The sequence below is a fragment of the Massilia sp. BKSP1R2A-1 genome (genome assembly GCF_050586525.1).
Taxonomy (GTDB): Bacteria; Pseudomonadota; Gammaproteobacteria; order Burkholderiales; family Burkholderiaceae_D; genus Telluria.
The window spans coordinates 690903-714948 of sequence record NZ_JBOBRE010000001.1 but is presented as its reverse complement, the minus strand read 5'-3'; the positions used below and the strand labels follow the sequence as shown (position 1 = coordinate 714948).

Annotated in this window: 24 protein-coding genes and 1 pseudogene; 13 read left to right on the top strand and 12 right to left on the bottom strand. The window is 65.9% G+C overall.

What is annotated here, in order from left to right; translation table 11 throughout:
* Nucleotides 1–5 precede the first annotated feature (5 nt).
* The 5 genes from ACQ7JA_RS03375 to ACQ7JA_RS03355 all read right to left on the bottom strand — a co-directional run bounded on the left by ACQ7JA_RS03375 (nucleotide 6) and on the right by ACQ7JA_RS03355 (nucleotide 2729).
* On the bottom strand, nucleotides 6–629 hold the full coding sequence (locus ACQ7JA_RS03375) for a response regulator transcription factor (protein ID WP_430894483.1): 624 nt from the start codon (nucleotides 627–629) through the stop codon (nucleotides 6–8).
* Nucleotides 626–901 (bottom strand): histidine kinase dimerization/phospho-acceptor domain-containing protein, encoded by a 276-nt coding sequence (locus tag ACQ7JA_RS03370; RefSeq protein WP_430894482.1) that lies wholly within the window; start codon nucleotides 899–901, stop codon nucleotides 626–628. The genes ACQ7JA_RS03375 and ACQ7JA_RS03370 overlap by 4 nt, the downstream gene beginning before the upstream one ends.
* A 54-nt stretch (nucleotides 902–955) precedes the next feature.
* Nucleotides 956–1231 (bottom strand): XapX domain-containing protein, encoded by a 276-nt coding sequence (locus ACQ7JA_RS03365; protein WP_430894481.1) that lies wholly within the window; start codon nucleotides 1229–1231, stop codon nucleotides 956–958.
* Between the two features lie 28 nt (nucleotides 1232–1259).
* Entirely contained in the window at nucleotides 1260–1946 is a 687-nt protein-coding gene (locus ACQ7JA_RS03360; protein ID WP_430894480.1) for a hydrolase, read from the bottom strand.
* 78 nt (nucleotides 1947–2024) lie between these two features.
* Entirely contained in the window at nucleotides 2025–2729 is a 705-nt protein-coding gene (locus tag ACQ7JA_RS03355) for a YoaK family protein (protein ID WP_430894479.1), read from the bottom strand.
* 168 nt (nucleotides 2730–2897) lie between these two features.
* Here ACQ7JA_RS03355 and ACQ7JA_RS03350 point away from each other — a divergent pair, with 168 nt between their 5' ends.
* The 4 genes from ACQ7JA_RS03350 (at nucleotide 2898) to ACQ7JA_RS03335 (ending at nucleotide 9473) form a co-directional block, all read left to right on the top strand.
* Nucleotides 2898–3524, top strand: coding sequence for a response regulator (locus tag ACQ7JA_RS03350; protein ID WP_430894478.1), 627 nt, complete (start codon nucleotides 2898–2900; stop codon nucleotides 3522–3524).
* A 20-nt stretch (nucleotides 3525–3544) separates the two neighbouring features.
* Nucleotides 3545–5416 carry an amidohydrolase gene (locus tag ACQ7JA_RS03345; protein WP_430894477.1) on the top strand — a complete coding sequence of 624 codons (1872 nt, stop codon included), beginning with the start codon at nucleotides 3545–3547 and terminating at the stop codon, nucleotides 5414–5416.
* Nucleotides 5417–5497: 81 nt separating this feature from the next.
* Complete coding sequence (locus ACQ7JA_RS03340) at nucleotides 5498–6331, top strand: alpha/beta fold hydrolase (RefSeq protein WP_430894476.1); 834 nt, start codon at nucleotides 5498–5500, stop codon at nucleotides 6329–6331.
* Nucleotides 6332–6461: 130 nt separating this feature from the next.
* On the top strand, nucleotides 6462–9473 hold the full coding sequence (locus ACQ7JA_RS03335) for a sensor histidine kinase (RefSeq protein ID WP_430894475.1): 3012 nt from the start codon (nucleotides 6462–6464) through the stop codon (nucleotides 9471–9473).
* Here ACQ7JA_RS03335 and ACQ7JA_RS03330 read toward each other — a convergent pair.
* On the bottom strand, nucleotides 9449–9898 hold the full coding sequence (locus ACQ7JA_RS03330; RefSeq protein ID WP_430894474.1) for a DoxX family protein: 450 nt from the start codon (nucleotides 9896–9898) through the stop codon (nucleotides 9449–9451). The genes ACQ7JA_RS03335 and ACQ7JA_RS03330 overlap by 25 nt on opposite strands.
* Nucleotides 9899–10157: 259 nt before the next feature.
* Between ACQ7JA_RS03330 and ACQ7JA_RS03325 the strand changes: the two genes are divergently transcribed.
* The gene (locus ACQ7JA_RS03325) at nucleotides 10158–11120 is read left to right on the top strand and encodes an alpha/beta fold hydrolase (protein ID WP_430894473.1); all 963 of its coding nucleotides are present in this window, start codon (nucleotides 10158–10160) and stop codon (nucleotides 11118–11120) included.
* On the opposite strand, the gene ACQ7JA_RS03320 is transcribed toward ACQ7JA_RS03325, so the two are convergent.
* Complete coding sequence (locus tag ACQ7JA_RS03320; RefSeq protein WP_430894472.1) at nucleotides 11110–11643, bottom strand: TMEM175 family protein; 534 nt, start codon at nucleotides 11641–11643, stop codon at nucleotides 11110–11112. The two genes, ACQ7JA_RS03325 and ACQ7JA_RS03320, sit on opposite strands and share 11 nt — an antisense overlap.
* Nucleotides 11644–11760: 117 nt before the next feature.
* Between ACQ7JA_RS03320 and ACQ7JA_RS03315 the strand changes: the two genes are divergently transcribed.
* The 6 genes from ACQ7JA_RS03315 to ACQ7JA_RS03290 all read left to right on the top strand — a co-directional run bounded on the left by ACQ7JA_RS03315 (nucleotide 11761) and on the right by ACQ7JA_RS03290 (nucleotide 17694).
* On the top strand, nucleotides 11761–13197 hold the full coding sequence (locus ACQ7JA_RS03315) for a catalase (RefSeq protein WP_430894471.1): 1437 nt from the start codon (nucleotides 11761–11763) through the stop codon (nucleotides 13195–13197).
* Nucleotides 13198–13632: 435 nt separating this feature from the next.
* Nucleotides 13633–14016, top strand: coding sequence for a hypothetical protein (locus ACQ7JA_RS03310; protein WP_430894470.1), 384 nt, complete (start codon nucleotides 13633–13635; stop codon nucleotides 14014–14016).
* A 105-nt stretch (nucleotides 14017–14121) separates the two neighbouring features.
* On the top strand, nucleotides 14122–14457 hold the full coding sequence (locus tag ACQ7JA_RS03305) for a hypothetical protein (protein ID WP_430894469.1): 336 nt from the start codon (nucleotides 14122–14124) through the stop codon (nucleotides 14455–14457).
* A 14-nt stretch (nucleotides 14458–14471) separates the two neighbouring features.
* Nucleotides 14472–15899: a TolC family protein gene (locus ACQ7JA_RS03300; protein WP_430894468.1), complete on the top strand. Its 1428-nt coding sequence runs from the start codon at nucleotides 14472–14474 to the stop codon at nucleotides 15897–15899.
* Between the two features lie 13 nt (nucleotides 15900–15912).
* Nucleotides 15913–17304 (top strand): multicopper oxidase family protein, encoded by a 1392-nt coding sequence (locus ACQ7JA_RS03295; protein ID WP_430894467.1) that lies wholly within the window; start codon nucleotides 15913–15915, stop codon nucleotides 17302–17304.
* A 42-nt stretch (nucleotides 17305–17346) separates the two neighbouring features.
* A complete protein-coding gene (locus ACQ7JA_RS03290; RefSeq protein WP_430894466.1) occupies nucleotides 17347–17694 on the top strand; it encodes a copper-binding protein in 348 nt (115 codons plus the stop codon).
* 42 nt (nucleotides 17695–17736) lie between these two features.
* On the opposite strand, the pseudogene ACQ7JA_RS03285 reads toward ACQ7JA_RS03290, so the two are convergent.
* From ACQ7JA_RS03285 to ACQ7JA_RS03265, 5 genes and pseudogenes are all read right to left on the bottom strand, one after another.
* Nucleotides 17737–17955: pseudogene (locus ACQ7JA_RS03285) on the bottom strand (5-methylcytosine restriction system specificity protein McrC); the annotation flags it as partial.
* Between the two features lie 184 nt (nucleotides 17956–18139).
* The gene (locus ACQ7JA_RS03280) at nucleotides 18140–18736 is read right to left on the bottom strand and encodes a hypothetical protein (protein WP_430894465.1); all 597 of its coding nucleotides are present in this window, start codon (nucleotides 18734–18736) and stop codon (nucleotides 18140–18142) included.
* Nucleotides 18737–18912: 176 nt separating this feature from the next.
* Nucleotides 18913–19518: a TadE/TadG family type IV pilus assembly protein gene (locus ACQ7JA_RS03275; protein WP_430894464.1), complete on the bottom strand. Its 606-nt coding sequence runs from the start codon at nucleotides 19516–19518 to the stop codon at nucleotides 18913–18915.
* The gene (locus ACQ7JA_RS03270) at nucleotides 19505–19963 is read right to left on the bottom strand and encodes a TadE family protein (RefSeq protein ID WP_430894463.1); all 459 of its coding nucleotides are present in this window, start codon (nucleotides 19961–19963) and stop codon (nucleotides 19505–19507) included. The genes ACQ7JA_RS03275 and ACQ7JA_RS03270 overlap by 14 nt, the downstream gene beginning before the upstream one ends.
* A complete protein-coding gene (locus ACQ7JA_RS03265) occupies nucleotides 19960–21507 on the bottom strand; it encodes a pilus assembly protein TadG-related protein (RefSeq protein ID WP_430894462.1) in 1548 nt (515 codons plus the stop codon). Before ACQ7JA_RS03265 ends, ACQ7JA_RS03270 begins: the two co-directional genes overlap by 4 nt.
* 690 nt (nucleotides 21508–22197) lie before the next feature.
* Between ACQ7JA_RS03265 and ACQ7JA_RS03260 the strand changes: the two genes are divergently transcribed.
* Both ACQ7JA_RS03260 and ACQ7JA_RS03255 read left to right on the top strand, forming a co-directional pair.
* Nucleotides 22198–23436 (top strand): tyrosine-type recombinase/integrase, encoded by a 1239-nt coding sequence (locus ACQ7JA_RS03260; protein ID WP_430894461.1) that lies wholly within the window; start codon nucleotides 22198–22200, stop codon nucleotides 23434–23436.
* Between the two features lie 27 nt (nucleotides 23437–23463).
* Nucleotides 23464–24045 carry a hypothetical protein gene (locus ACQ7JA_RS03255; RefSeq protein ID WP_430894460.1) on the top strand — a complete coding sequence of 194 codons (582 nt, stop codon included), beginning with the start codon at nucleotides 23464–23466 and terminating at the stop codon, nucleotides 24043–24045.
* The last annotated feature ends 1 nt before the right edge of the window (nucleotide 24046 follow it).

The following is a 24046-nucleotide window of genomic DNA, read 5'->3' as shown; positions in this document are numbered from 1 at the left end:
TGTCGTCAGCGGCTGCGGGCCTGGCTGATCTGGAGGCGCTCCGCGTAGCGCACCAGGTCGGCCAAGGAGCGCGCGCCCATCTTTTCCATGACCTTGCGCTTGTGCGTCTTGGCCATGATTTCGCTCACCCCCAGGGCGTCGGCAACCTGCTTGTTCAGCAGGCCGCCGATCACGAGCGTCATGGTCTCGCGCTCGCGTGGCGTGAGGCTCTCGTGGCGCTGGCGCAGCGCGGCCAGTTCGCGCCGCAGCGCCAGCCTGGCCTCGTCGAGCGCCAGGGCGTCGCGCACCGCGCGCAGCAATTCGTCCGGGACCACCGGCTTGGTGAGGAATTCGACGGCGCCGGCTTTCATGGCCTGCACCGTCATCGGGATGGTGCCGTGGCCCGTCATGAAGATAATGGGCAGCTCGCAGCCCTGGCGCGCCAGGATGCTGGCGACATCGAGGCCGTCCAGCTCCGGCATCTTCATGTCGCAGACCAGGCAGGCCGGCGTGTCGGGACGCGCCTGCCTGACGAAGTCGGCGCCGGCGGCGAAACCGCGGGCATCGATGCCGTCGGCGGCGAGCAGGTTCAGGACGGAGGCGCGCACCGCCGCATCGTCGTCGAGGACGAAGACGAGCGGCGCGCTCATGGGGACGCTCCCGCGTCCGTGGCGGCGTGGACAGCGGCCTGCAGCGCGTCGGCGGACGCATCGGGACACTGCCGGGCGCAGGCCTGCCACGCCGACACCGTGCGGCCGGCGCGCTGGCTCTGCGCGACGATATCGTGCAGCAGCGCTTCGAGCAGGTCGAGCCTGGGCGGATCGCAACGCAGCCGCCGGAGCGCGGCCCCCGCATTCGCGGAGATCGCCATCAGCGGCTGGTTCACGTCGTGCGCGATCGCCGCGGTCAGCTGTGAGGCCATCGCGGCGCCCTCCCGTCCATTCGCATCCTGCTCCATCGTCCGGCCTGCCGGCCCTCAGCCCTTGCCTTCAGCCGGCGGCGCGTTCGCCCCGGCCTTGTCCTGCGCCGCCACGCCGGTGATCTGCGCCACGCAGTGCGTGCGCAGCCAGCTCACCGTGAGCGGCTCCCTGGCGATCAGGCGCTTCACCACCGGCACCGACTGCTCGCCGATCAGCATGCCGAGCAAGCCGACCAGGGCGACGACGGGCGGCGCCGGCGAGCGGACCTGCAGCAAGGCATAGATCAGGCCGACGAGCAGGCCGGTGGCAAGGGCCACGAGATAGATTTTCATGCGAACTCCTTGCCCCTGGGGCGCCGGTTTACTTCGCCGGCTGCGGCGCCAGCACCTCGTGGCCGCCGCTGGTGCGCTGCGGCGCCTTGTGCACCATGGTGTAGGCGTAGTCCACGCCCATGCCGTAGGCGCCCGAATGTTCGCGCACGATCGCCATCACGTCATTATACGTGTCGCGGTGCGCCCAGTCGCGCTGCCACTCGAGCAGCACCTGCTGCCAGGTGACCGGCACGGCGCCGGCCTGCACCATGCGCTGCATGGCGAAGTCGTGGGCGTCCTTCGTGGTGCCGCCCGAAGCGTCGGCCACCATGTAGATCTCGTAGTCGCCTTCCAGCATCGCGCACAGGGCGAAGGTGGTGTTGCAGACCTCGGTCCACAGGCCCGACACGATCACCTTCTTGCGGCCGTTGGCTTTCAGGGCGTCGCGCACCTTCTGGTCGTCCCAGGAATTCATCGAGCTGCGTTCCAGGATGTCCTTGCCGGGGAAGACGTCGAGCAGCTCGGGATAGGTGTGGCCCGAGAAGGCTTCGGTTTCCACGGTGGTGATCGTGGTCGGGATGTTGAACACCTTGGCCGCCTTGGCCAGGCCGACCACATTGTTCTTGAGGGTCTGCCGGTCGATCGACTGCACGCCGAAGGCCATCTGCGGCTGCTGGTCGATGAAGATGATCTGGCAGTTATCGGGAGTCAGGACTTCGAGTTTTGGATTGGACATGGGATTCTCCATTTCAGTGCATTGATATCGTAGGACGCCCTCTTCCACGGACATAGTATCCATAGGTATAGGTGCGCCCTACCGTGGAACGGCCCGATCCGCGCTTGCCGGCGCCGGCGCCTCGAGCGCCAGCATCGCGAGCAGGATCAGGACGGGGACCACCAGTGCGGCGAAGCCGAACCGGTGGAAAGCGAAGGCCGCGGCGATGCAGCCGATGGCAAACGACGCCAGCGGCCAGAAGAACTTGCCGCAGCGGGCCGCCAGGCCCGGATCGTGCGCGCCGCGCAGGGCGTCGACGAGGTCGATCACGATCTGGGTGACGTTCCCGGTCATCATCGAGGTCGGCGCCAGGTGGGGCAGCAGGAGGCGGCTGGTGGCGCTGTGGGCGCCCATGCCGGCCGTGCCGAGCAGGCCGGCGGCCATGGCCAGCGGCCCGGCATGCGCACCGACGGGCGAGGCCGCAATGCCGCAGGCCATGAAGCCGAGCAGCAGGACCAGCTGCAGCAGCAGCGCAGGGCGCAGGGGCGGCGCGCCGCGCTTCTCCAGCGCCAGCACCAGGATGCGCGCCATGGCCACGCCGACGATGAAGGCCGGGAAGGCCAGGAACTTCAGCAGCACCATCTCGCGGCTGGCGTCGGCCAGCGCCGCGCCGATCAGGATGAAGTTGCCGGTGACGTGGGCAGTAAAGAGGCCGAACAGGGCAAGGAAGCCCAGGGTGTCGACGTAGCCCGCCATGAATCCCAGGGCCAGGCCCTGGGTGCGCTGATGTGCCTGGTCGTTCATGTGTGCTCCGCTCTGCGAATTGCGATGTCCGCCATCCTAGGCGGCCACGGGCGGCCGCACCCATCCCATTCGGCCAGTTCCTTGCCGGCGCCGCGGTATCCATTGGTATAGCTAGACCGGGCCAGGCCCGGCCTCGACAATCCAATCTGGATCAGCCGGAACACCACCATGGACAAGCCCACCATCTCCCTCGTCATCGCCGACGACCACCCCCTCATCCTCGCGGGACTGGCCAGCCTGTTCGCGTCCGAGCCCGATCTCGTCCTGCTCGGCCAGGGCGTGAATGCGGTCCAGGCGGTCGAGCTGTATGACCGCTACCTTCCCGACCTGATGCTGGTCGACCTGAACATGCCGGGCGGCGGCCTGGAAGCGGTGGCCGCCACGCGCAGGAAGCATCCGGACGCCAGGATCGTCATCCTCAGTTCCTACGAGGGCGACGAGAACGTGCACCGCGCCATGCAGGCCGGCGCCGCGGCCTACCTGCTCAAGCAGGCCGGCTACGAAGAGATCCTGTATTGCGTGCGCCAGGTCGCGCACAACCGCCGCTATCTGCCGCCGGCGCTGGCGGAAAAGCTGGCGCAGCGCATCCATACCAGCCCCCTGTCGCGGCGCGAGCTCGACATCCTGGCCCACCTCAGCGCGGGCAAGAGCAACAAGCTGATCGCGCGCGATGCCGGCATCGGCGTGGGCACGGTGAAGTACCACATCAACAACATCCTGTCGAAGCTGAACGTGTCCTGCCGCACCGAGGCCGCCTGCGTGGCCCAGCAGCGCGGCCTCCTCCATTCCTTCTGACGTCACGAAAGAGAGCCCCCATGCAAGCCAGCACCCCGCCATCCGGCAAGAAGCCGCCGCTGATCCTGTTCAACGGCTGCTTCCACACCGCCGACCGCCAGAATCCCCAGGCCAGCGCCGTGGCCATCCAGGACGGCAGATTCCTGGCGGTCGGCGACACCGACGAGGTGATGCGCCACCGCCGCGAAGGCAGCGAAGTGATCGACCTGGGTGGACGCACGGTCATCCCCGGCCTGAACGACTCCCACATCCACCTGATCCGCGGAGGCCTGAACTACAACCTCGAGCTGCGCTGGGAAGGCGTGCCCTCGCTCGCCGACGCGCTGCGCATGCTCAAAGCACAGGCCGAGCGCACCCCGCACCCGCAGTGGGTGCGCGTGGTCGGCGGGTGGAACGAGTTCCAGTTCGCCGAGAAGCGCATGCCGACCATCGAGGAGATCAACAGCGCCGCGCCCGACACCCCGGTGTTCGTGCTGCACCTGTACGACCGCGCCCTGCTCAACCGCGCCGCCCTGCGCGCGGTCGGCTACGACAAGGACACGCCGAACCCGCCGGGTGGCGAGATCGTGCGCGACGCCGCCGGCAACCCGACCGGCATGCTGATCGCCCGTCCCAACGCCATGATCCTGTACGCCACCCTGGCCAAGGGCCCCACCCTGCCGCTGGACCAGCAGGTGAATTCCACGCGCCAGTTCATGCGCGAGCTGAACCGCCTGGGCCTGACCAGCGTCATCGATGCCGGCGGCGGCTTCCAGAACTACCCGGACGACTATGCGGTGATCGAATCGCTGGCGAAGCAGGCGCAGCTGACCGTGCGCATCGCCTACAACCTCTTCACCCAGAACAAGGGCAAGGAGCTGGGCGACTTCGAGCGCTGGACCGGCATGGTCAAGCCGGGCGACGGCAGTGACTTCTACCGCCACAACGGCGCCGGCGAGATGCTGGTGTTCTCGGCCGCCGACTTCGAGGACTTCCTGCAGCCGCGCCCCGACATCCCCGAAGGAATGGAGGAGGAACTCGAGCAGGTGGTGCGCCACCTGGTGCTGCAGCGCTGGCCTTTCCGCCTGCATGCGACCTACGACGAATCGATCTCGCGCATGCTCGACGTGTTCGAGAAGGTGGACCGCGAGATTCCCTTCGACGGCCTGCCCTGGTTCTTCGACCACGCCGAGACCATCAGTCCGCGCAACATCGAGCGCGTGCGCGCCCTGGGCGGCGGCATCGCGATCCAGCACCGCATGGCCTTCCAGGGCGAGTTCTTCGTCGAACGCTATGGCGCGGAGGCTGCCAAGGCGACGCCCCCGGTCGCGCGCATGCTGGAGATGGGCGTGCCGGTCGGCGCCGGCACCGACGCCACCCGCGTGGCCAGCTACAACCCCTGGACGGCGCTCTACTGGCTGGTCTCCGGCCGCACCGTCGGCGGCCTGCGCCTGTACGACGCCGGCCAGCGCCTGTCGCGCGAGACGGCCCTCGAACTGTGGACCAGCGGCAGCGCCTGGTTCTCGAACGAACAGGGCAAGAAGGGCCGCATCCGCGAGGGCATGCTGGCCGACCTCGCCGTTCTCTCCGCCGACTTCTTCCGCGTCGACGAGGAGGCGATCAAGGACATCGAATCGGTCATGACGATCGTGGACGGCAAGGTCGTCTTCGGCCAGGCCGAATTCACGTCGCTCGGCCCGCCGGCGATTCCGGTGCTGCCCGACTGGTCGCCGGTGAACACCGTCCCCGGCCATCACAGGAAGCAGGCGCCGGTTGCGGCGCTGGCCCACCAGTGCCGCGGCGCCTGCGGCGTGCATGGCCATGGCCACGACCGCGCGCGCCGCTCCGACGTGCCCGTGTCCGATTTCTCGGGCTTCTGGGGCGCCTTCGGCTGCAGCTGCTTCGCCTTCTGAACGCGCCTTCCGAACGCGCCTTCTGAATGTATCCTCGCTCCAAAACGGCGCCCCGGCGCCACTCTCCTGAAAGGAAGCACCATGACCCGCACCATCAATACCGTCACCGCGCGCGACGGCACCATCATCCACTTCACCGACTGGGGCCACGGCACGCCGGTGGTCTTCAGTCACGGCTGGCCCCTGAACGGCGACGCCTGGGAAAACCAGATGATGTTCCTGGCCGAACACGGCTACCGCGTGATCGCCCACGACCGCCGCGGCCACGGCCGCTCCAGCAAGGCCTGGCACGGCAACGACATGAACACCTATGCCGACGACCTGGGCGCCGTGCTCGATGCGCTGGACATCAGCGGCGCCACCCTGGTCGGCCATTCTACCGGCGGCGGCGAAGTCGCGCGCTACATCGGCCGCCACGGCACCGATCGCGTCGCGAAAGCGGTGCTGGTCGGCGCGGTGACGCCGCAGATGATGGTCTCGCCGGCCAATCCGGACGGCGTGCCGATGTCGGTCTTCGACGGCATCCGCGAAGGCGTCAAGAACGACCGCGCCCAGTTCTTCCTCGACCTGGCCACGCCCTTCTTCGGCTTCAACCGCCCGGGCCAGAAGGATTCCGAAGGCCTGCGCCAGACCTTCCTGATCCAGGGCCTGCAGTGCAGCCTGAAAAGCGCCTACGCCTGCATCAAGCAGTTCTCGGAGACCGACTTCACCGAAGACCTGAAGAAGATGACGGTCCCGACTCTGGTCGTGCACGGCGACGACGACCAGATCGTGCCGCTCGCGACCACGGCGCGCCGCGCGGTGGAACTGCTGCCGCAGGGCCGCCTGTCGGTGTACGAAGGCGCCGGCCACGGCCTGCCGGTGACCCACAAGGACCAGCTGAACGCCGAGCTGCTGGCCTTCCTGCGCAGCTGATTCTGCCTCGCCGATCGCGGCGGCGGGAACGACCGCCGCCGCATGAAGCGGGGCCACGCGTCTGGCGTTCCGGCTGCGTATCCGATACGATAGCCGGCGATAACGTATACGCCAACCGACGCGAGGCCAGGTGCCCATCCCCGCTTTCATCGCTTGCTGCGCCCGGCGCGCGCTGCCCTGCCTGCTGGCGCTTGCGCCGATCCTGCCCGCCCGCGCGGACGCCCCCGCGCCTGCCCCGCTGGCAAACTACCACCACAGCCGCTGGACCGCCGACGAAGGCGCGCCGCCGACGATCCGCGCCATGGCCCAGACCACCGACGGCTGGCTGTGGCTCGGCACCCTCGATGGCCTGTACCGCTTCGACGGCGTGCAGTTCTCGCGCCATGCCCTGCCGCCCGGCCTGGGACTGAACCGCAACCTGATCCGCTACCTGCATGCCGGCCCACGCGGAGAGCTCTACATCGGCCGCTCGGCCGAGGGGATCGCCGTGCTCCATCCCGACGGCCGCCTGAAGGAGCTTCCCCCGGGCCCGGCGGTGGGTAGCATTGCGTCCGCGGTCGGCGTCGATGCCGACGGCAGCCTGTGGATGGCCGGCAGAGGCATTCACCGCCTGCAGGCGGGGCGCTGGCGCGCCGTGGAAGACGGGCCGGAATGGCGGGCGCTCGACGTCCGTAACTTCTCGCTGGACAGCGAGGGCCGGCTCTGGCTCAGCCGGCAGTCCAGCACCTGGCGGCTCGACCGCGAAACCGGACGTTTCGTGCGCGTCCTCGACCAGGGCGGCGACCTCCTGCCCGCCCCCGACGGCGCGTTGTGGCTGATGTCCGACGACGGCAGCCTGCGCCGGCTCGCCGCCCCAGGCGCCAATCGCCCCGTCCCCGTCTCGCGGGAGGCGGCGGACACCGGCCAGTTCGCCCCCGACGGCACGCTCTGGACGCTGGCTTGCGCGGGCATGCCATGCCCGCTGCCGGGCGCCGCGGCCCATGCCGAATCCGCGTGGCGGATCGCGCCCGCGCGCCTGGCGTCTTCCTCCGGGTCCGTCCAATTGTCGGGGAAGGCGCCGTACGCCATGCTGGTGGACCGCGAGGGCAACGCATGGGTCGCAACCGAAAACGGCATCGACCGCTTCCGCCGCAAGCGGATCCTGCCCACCGAGCTGGCCGGCGAAGGCACTGCCTATAGCCTCGCGAGCGACGCGTCCGGGCGGGTCTGGGCCGCGCACCACCTGACGGGCGAGATGTGGCAGCTGCTGCCCGAAGGCGCCTTGCCCGCGCGGCCAGGCCGTCCCGTCACCGTCCTGGCGCGCGATCCGGCCGGAGCGCTGCTGTTGGGCGGCCGGCGCAGCATCCGGCGCGAGCGCGGCGGCGTGGTGGAGGAGATTCCCCTGCCGCCCGGGCCTGGCGGCAAGGCGATGGACCTGCGCATGCTCGGGATCCTCGACGACGGCAAGATTCTCTGGACCGCCACGGTCGAAACGGGCCTGCTGGCCTGGCGCGATGGACGCTGGCATACGCCTGAGGGTTTCAACATGCCGAAGAAGATCTACCAGTCGGCGCTCGCCGGCCCCGGGCGCCTGTGGCTGGCCACCGGCGACGGCGAGCTGTTCCACTATGATGTGGAGCAGCGGCGCAGCGCGGCGCCGGTCGACATCCGCGCGCTCGGCATGACCGCCGCGATCTTCCCGGGACCGGAGCTCGTGCTCAGCGGCGACAACGGCAGCGGTGTGGTGCGCGACGGTCGCCTGGCGATGCTGCGCGCCGCCGATCCGAACGCCCTGCGCAACGTCTCCGGCCTGGTGGCCAGCGCCGATGGCGACCGCTGGCTGAACGGCGCCGCCGGCCTGGTGCACGTGCACGCAGCCGACTGGCGCCGCAGCATCGCCGATCCCGCCATCCCGCTGCGCTACGAGGTCTTCGACCGGCTGGACGGCTATCCCGGCCGGGCGGTCTTCGAGAATCGCTGGCGCAGCGCCTGGAGCGCCGACGGCCGACACCTGTGGCTGGCGGCAAGCGGTGGGGTGGTGCGGATCGACACCGCGAACATCGAACGCAACCGCATCGCACCGACACCGGTGATCCTGTCGCTGTCGACCGACCGGAAAACCGTACACGCCGGCCGGCCAGGCCAGGCTTCGCTGCGACTGCCGCCCGGCACCGCACGCCTGCGCTTCGACTTCACCGCGCCTTCGCTGCGCATGCCGGAACGCGTGCGCTTCGAATACATGCTGGAGGGTGTGGACAGCGGCTGGCAGAATGCCGGCACCCGCCGCAGCACTTCCTATACCAGCGTGGGACCGGGCGACTATGTGTTCCGCGTGCGCGCCGTCAACGAGGACGGCGTGCCCAGCAAGGCCGATGCCGTCATGCCGCTCGCCATCGCCCCCGCCCTCTGGCAGACACTCTCCTTCAGGCTCGTCGCGGCGCTGCTCGCCGGCGCGCTGCTGGCTGCCGCCTACCGCTACCGGGTGCGCTACCTCACCCGCCGCGCCGCCGAGCGCGCCCATGTGCAGCTGGCCGAACGCGAGCGCATCGCGCGCACCCTGCACGACACCTTCCTCCAGACGGTGCACAGCCTCATGCTGAGGCTGGACGCCCTCGCCGCCGGACTCCCGACGGGCGACCGCGCGCGCCGCGAGCTGGAGAAGGTGCTCGACCATGCCGGCAGCGCGCTGAGCGAGGGACGGGAGCAGCTGCGCGAGCTGCGCTCCGGCGAGGGCGTGCGCCTCGAAGACCTCCTCGCACGGGTCGTCGGACGGCTGCAGGGAACGCACAGCGGGATCGGCATCGGCCTGCGCGTCGAGGGACCACGGCGCCCGCTTGCGCCGGACGTCGTCGGCGAGGCCGCGGCCATCGCCACCGAAGCCCTGCACAATGCCTGCCTGCATGCCGGCGCCAGCCAGGTGCGCGTGCGCGTCGATCATGGCGGCGCGCAGCTCGTCGTCTGCGTCATGGACGACGGACGCGGGATCGAGGCCGAGGGCGCACGCAAGGGTGCGGCCGAAGGCCACTGGGGCCTGGTCGGCATGCGTGAGCGGGCACAGCGCATCGGCGCCGTCCTCGACGTCGCCCCGGGGCCCGATGGCGGCACGGTGGTCAGGCTCACCGTGCCGGCTTCCCGTGCCTACCCCGCCGCCACTGCCGGCTGAGCCCCCGGCCTGCGCCGCCCCTGCCAGTCGAGCCACGCCACCAGGAAGAATGCGCCCGCCAGGCCGAGGTGCTCGAAAAACCCGTTCTCGGCCATCGTCCGCGCCATCCCCGTGAGGTCCCAGAAGCGGTTCGCCACCAGGTTGGCCGCCAGCGTAAAGACTGCCAGCCAGGCTGCGCCGGCCCACCGCATCACGCCGCTGAGAACGAGCAGCGATGCGCCCAGTTCGCCCGCGATCGTCAGGCCGGCCAGCGGCGCCGCGGGCGCCAGGCCGAAGTGACGCATCTCGGCCACGGCGGCTGGGAAGTCGAAGGCCTTTTCCAGCCCTCCCTGCAGGTATGCGGAGCACAGGAGCAGCAGGCAGCACCAATGGAGAACGTGGCCGGCGGGCGCGGGTCGGGGATGTGTCGGTATCTGTCGGTGCATGGTCGTGGTTGTCGTGTTCGGATCGTTCCGAAAGCGCAGCGCGCGCCTGGACCACCGGCGCCGCGGCATGGGGCGGGACGACCCATCCCCCGATCGTAGCGCGCCACGGCGCGCCCCGGGACTGCCGGAAGATAGGGACGGCAGGAGGATCGGCATGCCTGGTCTTATAGCCGGGTTCAAGGCGGGCGCCGCTGTCTAGACTGGAGCAGGCCCTGGGCATTCGTGCGCAGGAATCCCTCCATCCCTGAAAGGACCCATCATGTCGAAACCACACACCCTCTCGCGCCGTTCGCTGCTGGCGGGCGCCGCCACCACCGCTGCCGGCGTGGGCCTGGCCGCTGCCGGCAGCGCCGGCGCCGCATCGAAGCCGCAGGCGTCGCCCGTCAAGGGCGGCCGTGCCGGCAACTTCCTGACCGTCGACGACGGCACCGTGATCCACTACAAGGACTGGGGCAAGGGCCAGCCGGTCATGTTCAGCCATGGCTGGCCGCTGCAGGGCGACGCCTGGGAAGACCAGATGTTCTACCTGGCCGCGCGCGGCTACCGCGTGATCGCCCACGACCGCCGCGGCCACGGCCTGTCGAGCCAACCCTGGGATGGCAATGACATGGACCACTACGCGGACGACCTGGCGGCGCTGATGGAGCACCTCGATCTCAAAAATGCCATTCTGGTCGGCCACTCGACCGGCGGCGGCGAAGTCACCCGCTACCTGGGCCGCCACGGAAGCAAGCGCGTGGCCAAGGCAGTGCTGGTGGGCGCGGTGCCGCCGCAGATGGTGAAGTCGGCCGCCAATCCGGGCGGCCTGCCGATGGACGTCTTCGACGGCATCCGCAAGAACGTGGTCGACGACCGCTCGCAGTTCTTCATGGACCTGACCATGCCCTTCTACGGCTACAACCGTCCCGGCGCCAAGGTTTCGCAGGGCGTGCGCGACACCTTCCGGGCCCAGGGCATGCAGTGCGGCCTGAAGAACGCCTACGACTGCATCAAGCAGTTCTCGGAAACCGACTTCACGGCCGACCTCAAGAAGATCGACGTGCCGACCCTGATCGTGCACGGCTCGGACGACCAGATCGTCCCGATCGACGCCTCGGCCAGGGCGGCGGCGAGGCTGGTGAAGAACGCGACCCTGCTGGTCTATGAAGGCGCTCCGCACGGCCTGCCGACCACGCACAAGCACCGCCTCAACGAAGACCTGCTGGCCTTCATCAAGGCCTGATCCAGAACAGCGCCAGTCCCGCGTGCACCGCCGCGCCGAGCGGCGGATAGACGAAGGACAGGCCGACCGCCACGGCGTAGAGGAGCACCGACACGCCGTTCTTGCGGCGCTCCTCGCCGCTGGGGATTCTGGCATCGGCCACGTCCAGGCGCCATGACAGCAGCATGAAGGACAGGGCGCACATCATCAGGATCACGCCGTACAGCGCCACGGGAACCGGCGCCATCGGGTATTCGCCCGCCCAGGCGGTCACGTAGGGAATCAGGGACATCCAGAACAGCAGGTGCAGGTTGGCCCACAGCGCTGCGCCGTCGATGCCCCTCACCCGCGCCATCAGGGCGTGGTGATTGACCCAGTAGATGCCCACGTAGACGAAGCTGAGCAGGTAGCGCGCCAGCAAGGGCGCGAGTTCGCCGAGTTCCTCGAGCCGGGGCGTGGCGGGCGGCGTCAGTTCCAGCACCATGATGGTGATGATGATGGCGATGACGCCATCGCTGAAGGCTTCGGTGCGGTTCTTGTTCATGGCGGCAAGGTAACGCCCGCCGCACCTCGCCGCCCCTGCCGATCGATAGTGTCGCAGGAATCGGCACACGCCTAAGATGCGCCCGCACCCTCCCCCCACCTACCTGGCAGGACAACCATGAACCAGCTAAGCACCGCCTCCGGCATCCCCGTCGACGACAACCAGAATTCCATCACCGCAGGTCCGCGCGGCCCCGTATTGCTGCAGGACTTTCACCTGATCGAGAAGCTCCAGCACTTCAACCGCGAACGCATTCCCGAGCGCGTGGTGCACGCGAAGGGCTCGGGCGCCTTCGGCACCTTCACCGTCACCCACGACATCACCGGCTACACCAAGGCGGCCCTGTTCGGCGAAGTCGGCAAGCGCACCGAGACCTTCCTGCGCTTCTCGACCGTCGGCGGCGAGAAAGGCTCGGCCGACACCGCGCGCGACCCGCGCGGCTTCGCCCTGCGCTTCTACACCGAGGAAGGTAACTGGGACCTGGTCGGCAACAACACCCCGACCTTCTTCCTCAAGGACGGCATCAAGTTCCCGGACTTCATCCATACCCAGAAGCGCGACCCGCAGACCAACCTGAAATCCGCGCAAATGGTCTGGGACTTCTGGAGCCGCGCGCCGGAGAGCCTGCACCAGGTGACCATCCTGTTCTCAGGCCGCGGCACCCCGGACGGCTACCGCCACATGGACGGTTTCGGGAGCCACACCTACAGCCTTGTGAACGCCGCGGGCGAACGCACCTGGGTCAAGTGGCACTTCAAGACCCTGCAGGGGATCCGCAACCTGACGGCGGCCAAGGCCGAGGAGCTCGCCGGCACGGACCCGGATTACGCCCAGCGCGACCTGTTCGAGGCCATCGCTGCCAAGGACTATCCGCGCTGGAGCGTCGAGGTCCAGTTGATGAGCGAGCTTGAACGTCCCGCCTGGGAAGCGCGCACCGGATGGGACGCTTTCGATCTGACCAAAGTCTGGCCGCAGGGCGACTTCCCGCGCCACAAGGTCGGCATCCTGGAACTGAACCGCAACCCCGACAACTACCACCAGGACGTCGAGCAGGCCGCCCTGTCGCCGGCCAACGTCGTGCCCGGCATGGGCCACAGCCCCGACAAGATGCTGCAGGCGCGCCTGTTCGCCTACCACGACGCCCAGCTCTACCGGGTCGGCACCAATCACCAGCAGCTGCCCGTCAACCGTCCGCGCTGCCCGGTCCACCACCAGCAGCGCGACGGCGCGATGGCGCTCGAGAACGGCGGCGCGGCGGCCAACTACGATCCGGTGCGCACGCAGGAGACGTCCGGCGGCTTCGGGCATGGGGATGCGGGATGGCCGCTGGAAGGCGCCGCCGGACGCCACGACACGCGTGCGGCCGACGACCACTTCACCCAGGCCGGCAACCTGTTCCGCCTGCTGGATGGCGAAGCGCGGCGTGAACTGGTCGAGAACATCGCGGCCAGCCTGCGCCAGGCGGATGCGGCGGTGCAGGACCGGCAGATCGGCCACTTCCTGAAAGCCGACCCCGCGTATGGGGAAGCGGTGGCCAGGGCCATCTCCATGTAGAAGGTGTGCACCATCCCCACCCCGTAGGTGGACGCCGAATGCGTGGGATAGGCCTTGCGGGCGACATCGGCATACAGGCTGGTGCGCCCGAAGCCCGCCCGCCAATGGTTCCTTCGTCGGCACCGGCGCCCTCAAGGACCTTGGCACGAGCACTTCAGCTCAGGCATGGGCCGCCGGCCGGGCCACTCGCCGGAGGAAGCCAGCGGGCCTTGCCGGAGGGGCTGCCTGGGCGCTTGGGTGAACACATGATAGAACGCCAGGAAAGGTAGCGGGTTCCAGCCTAAGCCTTCCTATCGTGGAAAGGTCAAGCAGTTTGCCTGGCGCGTCCACAGCGTGACTTCGGTGCACCCTTCCCCCCTAGTCAGCCGAAAATGCCGTGCTATACTCCCCTCGCCTATGAACCGCTCCGTCAAGACATTCCTCGTTTGGATGCTGATGCTGATACTGCCGCTCCATGCGGTCGCTGCCAGCGTCGGGATGTCTTGCGCGCCGGTTCGCCAGCACGAGGTGGCCGGCGCCGCCATGGCGCATCACCAACCGGCTGCGGATGCGCATGCGCACCACGGCGGCGAGCACGCGGCGCACCACGCAACCGCGGCAGCCGAGGACGATGCGCCGGTGCCGGACCTGGCGAAAAAAGCGCACTCCTCGTGCAGCGCCTGTTCGGCGCTGTGCGCCGGCGCCGTGGCGCCGCCTTCGGCTTTCCTTCCCCTGCCCACCTTCGACGGCTCCGACGCAGTCAATGCCCCGCCGTCCGCCTTTGACGCCGGTTTCATCCCGGACGGTCCGCAGCGACCTCCCCGGCATTCCTTCGCCTGATCGATTCCGAAGCTGAGCTCGACTGGTGCCGCCGCACCAGCGCGCCTGCTTCGCAAGCGGCCGTGCGCCCGGCGCACGTTCCCTGACCGATTTTGAGGATTCACGATGAAACCAATGGAATTGGCGAGCGCCCTCGGCATCCTGCTGGCCGTGCCGTTCGCGCATGCCCAGCAATCGGCGCGCCAGCCCGACCCGCTCGACCCCGGCGTGGCAGTGCCACAGCCCGTGTACGAGTCCGCGATCGCGGGCTATTCCCGCCTGCCGCAGAAAAGCGCCGCAACGCCGGATAAAACCTGGCGCCAGGCCAATGATGCCGTCGCTGGAGGAGCAGGCCACGCGGCCCATGGCGCCCCACAGGCACCCGCCTCCGCGCACCAGCACGCCCCGGCGCCCGCACCGTCGAAACCGGCGCCGGCGGCGGACGGGCACAAACACCACTGAACCGAGGCAAGACGATGACAAACCAGACTTCGCCACCCCTGCTGCGCGCCATCACGGCCGGCGTGCTTGCACTCGTACTGGGCGGCTGCGCCACCTTCTCCCGGGACGGTGGCCTCGATGCGGTATCGACCATGACCTCGGAGCGCAGCGGCCAGGATATCCGCCTGCCGAAGGCAAGCGACCACAGCGACGCTTCCCGGGCGGAACTCGAGCGGCTCCTGCAGGCGCCCCTCACAGCGGACAGCGCCGTGCGCGTGGCCCTGCTCAACAATCGCGGCCTGCGCGCGTCCCTCGCCGGCCTCGGCGTGGCGGAAGCCGATCTCGTCCAGGCTGGACGCATGGGCAATCCGTCTTTCAGCTTCGGCCGCATGTCGGGCGGCGGCGAGACGGAGATCGAGCGCAGCGTCATGTTCGACCTGGTCGGCCTGCTCACCATGCCGATCCGCCGCGATATCGAAACGCGCCGTTTCAGGAGCGCGCAACTGGTCGCCGCGACCGACGCGGTGCGCCTCGCCGCCGACACCCGCAAGGCCTGGTTCGACGCCGTTGCGGCGTCCCAGTCGGCGCGCTATGCGGAGCAGGTGCGTGACGCCGCCCAGGCCAGCGCCGAACTGGCGCGGCGCATGGCCAGGGCCGGCAACCTGAGCGCCCTCGACCAGGCCAGGGAACAACTGTTCTCGGCCGAAACCACCGCCCAGCTCGCGCGTGCGCGGCACCGGGCGACGGCCGCGCGCGAGCAGCTTGCCCGCCTGCTGGGCGTATGGGGCACGCAGACCGCCTTCCAGCTTCCCGACAGGCTGCCCGATCTTCCGGCAGCGCTACGCGAGGCGACCAATGTGGAAGCGCAGGCGATGCAGCAGCGGCTCGACGTCCAGCTCGCGAAGCTGGATGCCGAAGCCACTGCCCGCGCACTCGGTCTCACCAGGACGACCGGCGTGATCAACGTGCTCGACGCCGGTTACGTCAACTCGAGCAAGTCAGGTAGACCGCGCGAGAACGGCTACGAAATCGAACTGGCCCTCCCGATCTTCGACTGGGGCGGTGCCCGCGTGGCGAAAGCCCAGGCCCTGTACATGCAGTCCGTGCACCGCACCGCGCACACGGCCATCACCGCGCGTTCGCAGGTGCGCGAAGCCTGGTCCGCCTACCGGACGAGCTATGACGTCGCCAGGCATTACCGCGACGAAGTCCTGCCCCTGCAGAAGAAAATTTCTGAAGAAACCCTGCTTCGCTACAACGGGATGCTCATGAGCGTCTTCGAGCTGCTTGCCGATGCGCGCGCCCAGATCACCGGGGTGAACACGGCGATCGAGGCACAGCGCGACTTCTGGATCGCGGAAACCGAGCTGCAGGCTGCCATCAGCGGCAGCGGCAGCGGCGGCAACGGGACCGCGGTATCGCCGGCGGCCACCACTTCCGCCGAAGCGGCACCCGAACACTGACAAGGAATAGAACATGTCTTCTCGTCGAGATTTCTTTACCGGCGCCGCAGCGCTGGTCGGCGCCGGGCTGGTCAGCCGCGCCGGCGCGGCCACCCTGCCCGAAGCGCCCATCATGAACAGCGCGGCGACCCAGCCGCCGCCGCCGCCGCCGAATGGCCGCCCCTACCATCCGGTCGTCACCCTGAACGGCTGGTCCCTCCCCTGGCGCATGAACAATGGCGTCAAGGAATTCCACCTGATCGCCGAACCGGTCGTGCGCGAGATCGCGCCGGGCATGAAGGCCAATCTGTGGGGCTACAACGGCCAGAGCCCGGGCCCGACCATCGAGGTGGTCGAGGGCGACCGCGTGCGCATATTCGTCACGAACAAGCTGCCCGAGCACACCAGCATCCACTGGCACGGCCAGCGCCTGCCCAACGGAATGGACGGCGTGACGGGCCTGACCCAGCCGGGCATCCAGCCGGGCAAGACCTTCGTCTACGAGTTCGTCGCCCGGCGCCCGGGCACCTTCATGTACCACCCGCACGCGGACGAGATGGTCCAGATGGCGATGGGGATGATGGGTTTCTGGGTCACCCACCCGAAGAACCCGGCCCATCACCGTGTCGACCGCGATTTCGTCTTCCTGCTGAATGCCTACGACATCGAGCCGGGCAGCTATACGCCCCGCGTCAACGAGATGCTGGACTTCAATATCTGGACCTTCAACAGCCGTGTCTTTCCGGGTATCGACACGATGAACGTGCGCCAGAACGACCGTGTACGCATCCGCGTCGGCAACCTGACGATGACCAACCACCCGATCCACCTGCACGGACACGAGTTCGAGGTCACCGGCACGGACGGCGGCTGGACCCGCCCGGAGTCGCGCTGGCCGGAAGTGACGACCGACGTCGCCGTGGGCCAGATGCGCGCCATCGAATTCATCGCCGATGAACCGGGAGACTGGGCCTTCCACTGCCACAAGTCGCACCACACCATGAACGCCATGGGCCACGACGTCCCGACCCTGATCGGCGTGGACCACCGCGGGGTCGCGGAGAAGATCACGAAACTGGTGCCGGACTACATGGTCATGGGCGAGAAAGGCGGCTCGATGGGCGACATGGAAATGCCGCTGCCGGACAACACGCTGCCGATGATGACGGGCCAGGGCCCCTTCGGCGGCGTGGAAATGGGCGGCATGTTCACCATGCTCAAGGTGCGCAAGGACCAGAAGCCGGGCGACTACAGGGACCCCGGCTGGTACAAGCACCCGGCCGGCACCGTGGCGTATGAATGGAAGGGCGAGGCGCCGGCGGCGGTGCGCAAGCAGGATGCGGGCGGCCAGTCCATGCCTGCGGCGAAGACGCCCGAAGTCGAAGTCACGGTGCGCAAACCCAGGGGCCACCAGGGCCATCATTGATTTCCGAACATGACAACTGAACCGATACGACAAGGAGACACCATGAACGCATTCTCGAAACTGACCCTGGCCGTGGTGATGGCCGCTGCAAGCTCGCTTGCATTCGCCCAGGACTCGCACGCAGGGCAAGGTTCGGCCCATGCCGGGCACGAAGCGCCCGCAGCGGCGGAGCTGACCGAGGGCGAAGTGAAGAAGATCGACAAGGACGCCGGCAAGATCACCCTGCGCCACGGCGAAATCAGAAACCTGAACATGGCCGCGATGACCATGGTCCTGCGCGTGAAGGATGCGGCGATGCTGGACCAGGTCCAGGTCGGCGACAGGATCCGCTTCGCGGCCGAGCGCGTGAACGGCGCGGTGACCGTCGTGCAGTGGGAGAAGGCGCAGTAAGCGGCGATCGCACGAGCCCGCCGCGCCGGCAGCTCCATGGCCGCGGCGGTTCTCGGCGCGGTTTTCCGAAAACACATCGTACTCGATCTGGAACCGGTGCTGGCGCCCCGGCGGCATCTGCGTTTGACATGTCACGCGCAAGCGGCCGCGCAGGAAGCGCTCCTCCGCTTCGACCAAGGGCGCCTTGCGCAGCTTCAGTTGTGCCTCGGTGGTCCACCGCCTGGAGCATCTCCCACAGCAGGCCGCGAGTGCGTTCGACATCCGGCTGCTCGTCCGTTATCTTCGGCAGGATCTCGACCTGGGTACCGTCAGGCTGGTCTTCCGGATAGCGAATAGGTCATGGCACCCAGCATATCGGCAGGCGACGAACTGGACACGCTGGCGATGGTCATGATCCTGTAGGCATGGCAGGCCGACCTGCCATGACCCGGTCCGGTCTTCCGACTCAAACCTCGCCGGACTTGCCCTGCTCGGCCTTGGCGCCCATCACGGCTTGGTAAGCCTGGGCAAGCGGCATGCATTCCATCATCAGGTTCACCATCTCCTCGCGATCGTCGTGGTCGAACGATCTGTAGCGACTGCGATCGGTCTTGTAATCCTCGAAGATTGCATTACGTACTTCGGGCTCTCTGGCCCTGCACTTCACCGTCGGCGTCGCTTTTACCGTTGCTTCAGCGACGTAGATCGCGAGATTCGCCGGCGCCTGCGACCAGTCAAATGCGGCCACGGCCAGCATGTCCAGCTCCCAATTGCCAGGATAGGAATCGCCCGGCCGGCCGCTTGCATTGACCGCCAGGCACGCCAGGTTCGGATAGCCGTGCTTGTCGCAGAAGGCCTGCACGAACAGCAGCTTCATGCCAATCCCGATCGGCACCGCGCGCTGGACGATGGCATCCGCAGGATTGGCCTCGCGGCAAACGGCGAGAAGATCTCCGTAGCGGATCGCCTGACATAACGTAGAAATCAATACCGACCACCGGAAGGACGACATCGTCGAACAGCGTTCCAATGGGGGTGGTTGAGCCGATACGGCGACGTGCATGAGCAGCCCTGCAGTAAATGCTTCTTCTGCCCGGGATGGATTTATGCATGAGGGTCATTTCTCGATGGAACTCGACGATTTCTATGCGAGGGTTGTCCCGCCGGAATGGAAGCCGAGCCAAGGGTACAGCACGCGCCGGGGACTGGAGCGGGGTCAAGAAACGTCGATGTCCCCGGTTACGGGCACACCGACATATTTGGCATATAGCCGAGCGATTCCACCGGTAATACGAAAGCGGCGTGCGGTATACCGACTGTAAAGTTCAAGCCGGGGATCATCAGTGTGACGCGTGCCTTGTCACAGCTTTCCGTGTTGCCTGGTTCGCAAATTCGTGCACGAACGTACCGGACGCAATTGGAGGCATTCGGGTCCGCCATGCAAATATGTCTGTTCCGTATCGGGCAACTCGGTAACTGACTTTGGGGAATTACTGTCAGTTCGGCATTGCCTCCGCCATTATCGATAGCAGAGAGGTACTCGATACGAACGTGCTCGTCCGATATTGGAGCGCCCAAGGGAAGGATGCCAGGACCCGACCTGAGTACAGCTGCCTCACGAATACGCTGTAGCCGGTCGGTGTCGCGGAAGTTTTCATGTATGGCGGCAGACGCGGCTATACGGGTCACTTCCTGCACCGTATTAAATATGTACAACATGCGCGCGAACTCGACGATCCCGAATACCATCAGAAAAAAGATGATCGCTACAAGCGAAAACTCGACCGCATAGACACCGCGCTGCCGGTCACGACGAACGTGTGTGCATCGACTAATTTCCCACATAGCGCATTCTCACGGCAGCTTGAATCAACAGGCCACGATCGCCTGTATAAAAGTTTCCGAAGTAGCTGTCGAAAATGCGCAGTCTGACCCGAACCAGCACCTCCTGCGGGGGGCCATCGCCGCACGTCATGCCGTCGCAATCGATATCCACCAATGGACGTGCAGCAGGATGCAGGTCGGCGAGCCCATCATCAATGATCCGCTGGATCCGAGCTTCCATTGCTTCGGACAACTCGGGGGAATTCATCTCCCGTACCGAAACGGTCGATAGAAATCTGGCCCCTGAATACGCGGTCTTGTACACCGCGCTGTAGTGCCAAAAGTAGACCGCGAGGAAGAACGGTGCGATCAACATCGACAGAAGGACCGGCATGATGATCGCCATCTCCACTGCCGCAGCGCCGCGTTCACGCGGGCGAGACGATAACTTGACGGAGTAACTCATTTGAATAGCTCCACCGTGCCGACAATTCTCTCCTGAGGAACGATGCCCCCGAATTCCGCGTGCAGGGTCGTGGCAGTCGCCGGAACGGTCATCAGGAAACGGCCGATGGCAAGCACCTCGCCCTGACCACTCCCGGCCGGAGACGTGGTACACGAAAGCAACGGAATGTTCAGGATTCGCCGACCGCGTTGTGCATACGCGCGACGCTCGATGCTTGGTCTCTCGACCGTGTCTCCGCTGGTCGCCATGTAGGGACTCGGTCCCGGATACGTACCTGCGACCGGACTGGGCTTGTAGAGTGACGACCAGTTCGACGTCCCGAACGTCGAATATCCGCTCGCGGGTTCGCTCCTTCCTGCCGTGTATGCGGAAAAGGGCACGGCCTTGGCAAAAATCCATAATGGCCCGTATGCCTCAGCCGTTTTCCCTGCGGGAAACTCCGGAAGGTCTGCCATCGTTCGCAGCACATTTGTCTCGCCAGAGTCGGGCGGAGACTGGACTGCCGGGACTGTCTTCATCCATTTGATTCCGGGACCAAAGGCAAACGGCTTGATATTGACATCTGGCGGTGCCCCTCGAGGATTACAGCGGTCAGCAGCAGCGCCGTTGTATTGGTCGAAGCGGGAGTTGATCTGCTCGTACAGCTCTGAGAGAGGGAAAGGTTTGGCGACCTTGATGGTCCCGCCCAAGAGACCAGGCACCCACATCCTTCCAGTGCAAACAAATGGTCTGACCAGGCTTGCAGCGGTATGCGAGCTTGCGCTGACAACGCCGGGCCCCAGGTAAGGGTCGATCACATAGTTCTCCGGACTTGAGCCGCCCGGGTTGAGTCGCATGAGGTCGTAGCTGATCCCGCGCCGAAAGCCGTATTCCACTAGTTCGACCGAGGTTCCACTCGATCCATTATTCGTCCGCGATGCACCTGGGGTAGTCGTCATCGCGCAAATTGCCATCGGCATTACCTCGATCGACGTTCGTCCCGCGACAGCGATATGCGCAAGGTCGACTGAGCTGAATGTCGAATTGATGACTGGCAGGAGGACCGGGGTGTAAGCGTTGGCCTGGCTGCCGAGCCCTGCTGTGCTGACCCGGACGAAATATTTGTTCCTTGGGGAGCTCTTGGCAGCAGACGCTGATACCCAGGTCTGACTATTCGGGGAGTCCGCAAAAGTGACGGCAGAATCATCCCATGCGAACCGCTCATTGCCGTATTTGTAGCGCAATGCGGCCACGGCCTTTTCGGCCTCTTCAAGCGCGTTATCGATCCCTTTCTCTGTTCCGTCCAGGGAGCGTGCGGCCGCGATCGCAGTAACCTTCGCAACCCCATACAGTTCTACTCTGCGGTTGTAGATCTGGGAAAATTCCAGCGCCATCCCACAGCAGCCGATCATCACAATCAATGCGCCGGCCGACATGACGCTGATCGCTCCACGCTGCCGCCAATGCACCATAAAGTAAATGCCGTCAAGCGTCTGCGGGAACGGCCTGATCAGTGACTTGCCGTGCCTTGCACGTGTGTCGTGAGGAGTAAGCGAACGTTCCATTGCTTTAGCCCTTTAATCGGGATCAACGCATTAGGAATATGGTAGTCAGGCGCACGCGCCGCGGTTTGCGGTGCAACAATTGAGCCGGGACAAGAAATTGGAATCTTGTTTTACATTGATCTATTGGGTGCAGACCGATCAGGCAGCTTGCAATTAGCGATTACCCGGCCCGCTGCGCCTGGGTCGGTTGTAAACAGCGAAAAGCTGGCGCTGGAGGACTGCTTCCAGCCACATGGTCACGTGCACGTTTTGTTTTTTTCGACGATATTCAGTTCGAAGCGGTGAAGGATGTCGTGGGGATGAGCTGGCAGGGCTTCTCGCGTGGTTTTGCGTTTCTGATCTGCAGCTGGGTCAGCGGCGGTATGCGCTCAGGCATTGGGGGGCCTCCTGTCCAAAAGAGCCCCGATGAGGGCCCCAAGGATGCTGGCCCCTGGGGACGCTACTGGACAGTATCAGGCAACAAAAAAACCGCTGTCTCTATGAGATCAGCGGGTTCTTTGATGTCCCTGAACATCTGAGGACTTTAATCTGGCGGAGACGGTGTCCGCCTCCGTCGAATCTTTTAAGGTCTCTCTTCGTCTACGCTAAGGCACTTCTCATAGGAGAAATAGTGTTTAGTTAGTCTACCGAAGTCTACAGTAATCTACTACAATCTACGTCACTAACGGAGGTAGGAACGGGGGTAGGAGAGTGGCGAGAACGATTGAGAGACTGACTGCGGCGGCCGTCAGCCGGGCCAAGGAACCGGGGTATTACCCGGACGGTGGCGGCCTGTATCTGCAGGTGTCGAGCAGTGGAACGAAGAGCTGGATCTTCCGCTACTCGCGCGGCGGCAAGGAGCGCCACATGGGCCTCGGGCCATTTCACACGATCGGCCTGGCCCAGGCTCGCGAGTATGCGCGCGGGCATCGGGCGACACTCCTCGCCGGCGGCGACCCGCTCGAGCTCAAGAAAGGTGAACAGCTGGCCGGCCAGCTGGAGCGCGCAAAGAGCATGACCTTCGACGACTGCGCCGCATCATACATCGCCACACACCGGGGCAGCTGGAAGAACCAAAAGCACGCGGCGCAATGGGAAAGCACGCTCGCCACCTACGCCAGCCCGATCATCGGGAGCTTGCCTGTCGCATCCGTCGATACGCCTTTGGTCGTGAAGGTGCTCCAGCCGATCTGGCAGGAGAAGACGGAGACGGCGACCAGGTTACGCGCTCGTATCGAGAACATTCTCGACTGGGCAACCGTCAGCCATTTCCGGACCGGCGATAATCCGGCGCGGTGGCGCGGCCACCTGGACAACCTGCTCGCCGACCCTAGCCGGGTCGCTCGCGTGGTTCACCACGCCGCCCTGCCCTGGCAGGAAGTCGGCGCCTTCATGGTCGACCTGCGCCAGCGCGAAGGCGTCGCCGCGCGCGCGGTTGAGTTCGGCATCCTCACTGCCGCCAGGTCGGGGGAGATCCGCGGCGCCAAGTGGTCAGAGGTCGACCTCGACGCGGCAGTATGGACGGTGCCGGCCGAGCGAATGAAGGCCGGGCGCGAGCACCGCGTGCCGCTCTCGACCGCCGCGCTTGCCTTGCTACGCGCGATGCCTGAGCTCGGCGAGCACATCTTCCCTGGCCAACGTGGCGATGCGCCATTGTCGGACATGAGTCTGACGGCCGTTCTGCGCCGCATGGACCGGAAGGAGATCACCGTGCACGGCTTCCGCTCGACGTTCCGCGACTGGTGCGCGGAGTCAGTCGGCAACTCGTTCCCGCGCGAGGTTTGCGAACACGCCCTCGCCCATAGCCTCCCGGACAAGGTCGAGGCGGCATACCGCCGTGGCGACCTGATCGAAAAGCGGAAGGTTCTGATGCAGGTGTGGGCGGACTATTGCGGCCAGCGCCCTACTTTCGCTACCGTGACGACTTTGAATCGTGAATCAATCGCATAATCACTCCAGCATAAAGGCAAACAAATAGTGAATGTTCCTGATGCAGCAATTGGAGCTATCATCGCGTCTATAATCGGCGCAGCAATGATACTAATTTCTACAATTTTGAGTAAGGAGCAGAAAACCTCGGAATTTCGTCAATCCTGGGTCGATTCTTTGCGCGATGATTTATCGGAGCTCATCGGAGGAGTGAGCGAATTAGTTGTTTTTGCTCACGAAAAATCAAAAGCCGGAGCTATACATGCGCATGAGTTTCTAGAGGAAAATTTCGAAACGTTGGAGCGCTTAGAGAGGCTTCATGTCAGGGTGCTGCTTCGACTAAATCCGAAAGAGCACACAAAGCTAGCTAAGCTAATTGACGACCTCGTCGGAAACACTGTTGAGGAAATAAAGTCTACCGCCGCCAACGAAGAGGTGCTAGCAAAATCCAAGAAATTAATTATCGAAGAATCACAGCGCGTTCTCAAACTAGAATGGAAGCGAGTAAAGAGTGGCGAACTCGCGTTCCGCACAATCAAATACCTCTCAGCTGTTGGAGTTAGCGTAGGAGTCATTGTTTTAGCTATTTACGGCCTAAACGTGGCTGACAGTTCGGGATGGTTTAAATAAC

Excerpts from the sequence above, each read along its gene's own strand:
- ACQ7JA_RS03320 (WP_430894472.1), bottom strand. The coding sequence starts at position 11,643 with ATGAACAAGAACCGCACCGAAGCCTTCAGCGATGGCGTCATCGCCATC.
- ACQ7JA_RS03280 (WP_430894465.1), bottom strand. The coding sequence starts at position 18,736 with ATGCACGTCGCCGTATCGGCTCAACCACCCCCATTGGAACGCTGTTCG.
- ACQ7JA_RS03330 (WP_430894474.1), bottom strand. The coding sequence starts at position 9,898 with ATGCACCGACAGATACCGACACATCCCCGACCCGCGCCCGCCGGCCAC.
- ACQ7JA_RS03275 (WP_430894464.1), bottom strand. The coding sequence starts at position 19,518 with ATGTGGGAAATTAGTCGATGCACACACGTTCGTCGTGACCGGCAGCGC.
- ACQ7JA_RS03375 (WP_430894483.1), bottom strand. The coding sequence starts at position 629 with ATGAGCGCGCCGCTCGTCTTCGTCCTCGACGACGATGCGGCGGTGCGC.
- ACQ7JA_RS03270 (WP_430894463.1), bottom strand. The coding sequence starts at position 19,963 with ATGAGTTACTCCGTCAAGTTATCGTCTCGCCCGCGTGAACGCGGCGCT.
- ACQ7JA_RS03265 (WP_430894462.1), bottom strand. The coding sequence starts at position 21,507 with ATGGAACGTTCGCTTACTCCTCACGACACACGTGCAAGGCACGGCAAG.
- ACQ7JA_RS03350 (WP_430894478.1), top strand. The coding sequence starts at position 2,898 with ATGGACAAGCCCACCATCTCCCTCGTCATCGCCGACGACCACCCCCTC.
- ACQ7JA_RS03360 (WP_430894480.1), bottom strand. The coding sequence starts at position 1,946 with ATGTCCAATCCAAAACTCGAAGTCCTGACTCCCGATAACTGCCAGATC.
- ACQ7JA_RS03310 (WP_430894470.1), top strand. The coding sequence starts at position 13,633 with ATGCTGATACTGCCGCTCCATGCGGTCGCTGCCAGCGTCGGGATGTCT.
- ACQ7JA_RS03300 (WP_430894468.1), top strand. The coding sequence starts at position 14,472 with ATGACAAACCAGACTTCGCCACCCCTGCTGCGCGCCATCACGGCCGGC.
- ACQ7JA_RS03340 (WP_430894476.1), top strand. The coding sequence starts at position 5,498 with ATGACCCGCACCATCAATACCGTCACCGCGCGCGACGGCACCATCATC.
- ACQ7JA_RS03305 (WP_430894469.1), top strand. The coding sequence starts at position 14,122 with ATGAAACCAATGGAATTGGCGAGCGCCCTCGGCATCCTGCTGGCCGTG.
- ACQ7JA_RS03355 (WP_430894479.1), bottom strand. The coding sequence starts at position 2,729 with ATGAACGACCAGGCACATCAGCGCACCCAGGGCCTGGCCCTGGGATTC.
- ACQ7JA_RS03290 (WP_430894466.1), top strand. The coding sequence starts at position 17,347 with ATGAACGCATTCTCGAAACTGACCCTGGCCGTGGTGATGGCCGCTGCA.
- ACQ7JA_RS03365 (WP_430894481.1), bottom strand. The coding sequence starts at position 1,231 with ATGAAAATCTATCTCGTGGCCCTTGCCACCGGCCTGCTCGTCGGCCTG.
- ACQ7JA_RS03295 (WP_430894467.1), top strand. The coding sequence starts at position 15,913 with ATGTCTTCTCGTCGAGATTTCTTTACCGGCGCCGCAGCGCTGGTCGGC.
- ACQ7JA_RS03325 (WP_430894473.1), top strand. The coding sequence starts at position 10,158 with ATGTCGAAACCACACACCCTCTCGCGCCGTTCGCTGCTGGCGGGCGCC.
- ACQ7JA_RS03370 (WP_430894482.1), bottom strand. The coding sequence starts at position 901 with ATGGCCTCACAGCTGACCGCGGCGATCGCGCACGACGTGAACCAGCCG.
- ACQ7JA_RS03315 (WP_430894471.1), top strand. The coding sequence starts at position 11,761 with ATGAACCAGCTAAGCACCGCCTCCGGCATCCCCGTCGACGACAACCAG.
- ACQ7JA_RS03345 (WP_430894477.1), top strand. The coding sequence starts at position 3,545 with ATGCAAGCCAGCACCCCGCCATCCGGCAAGAAGCCGCCGCTGATCCTG.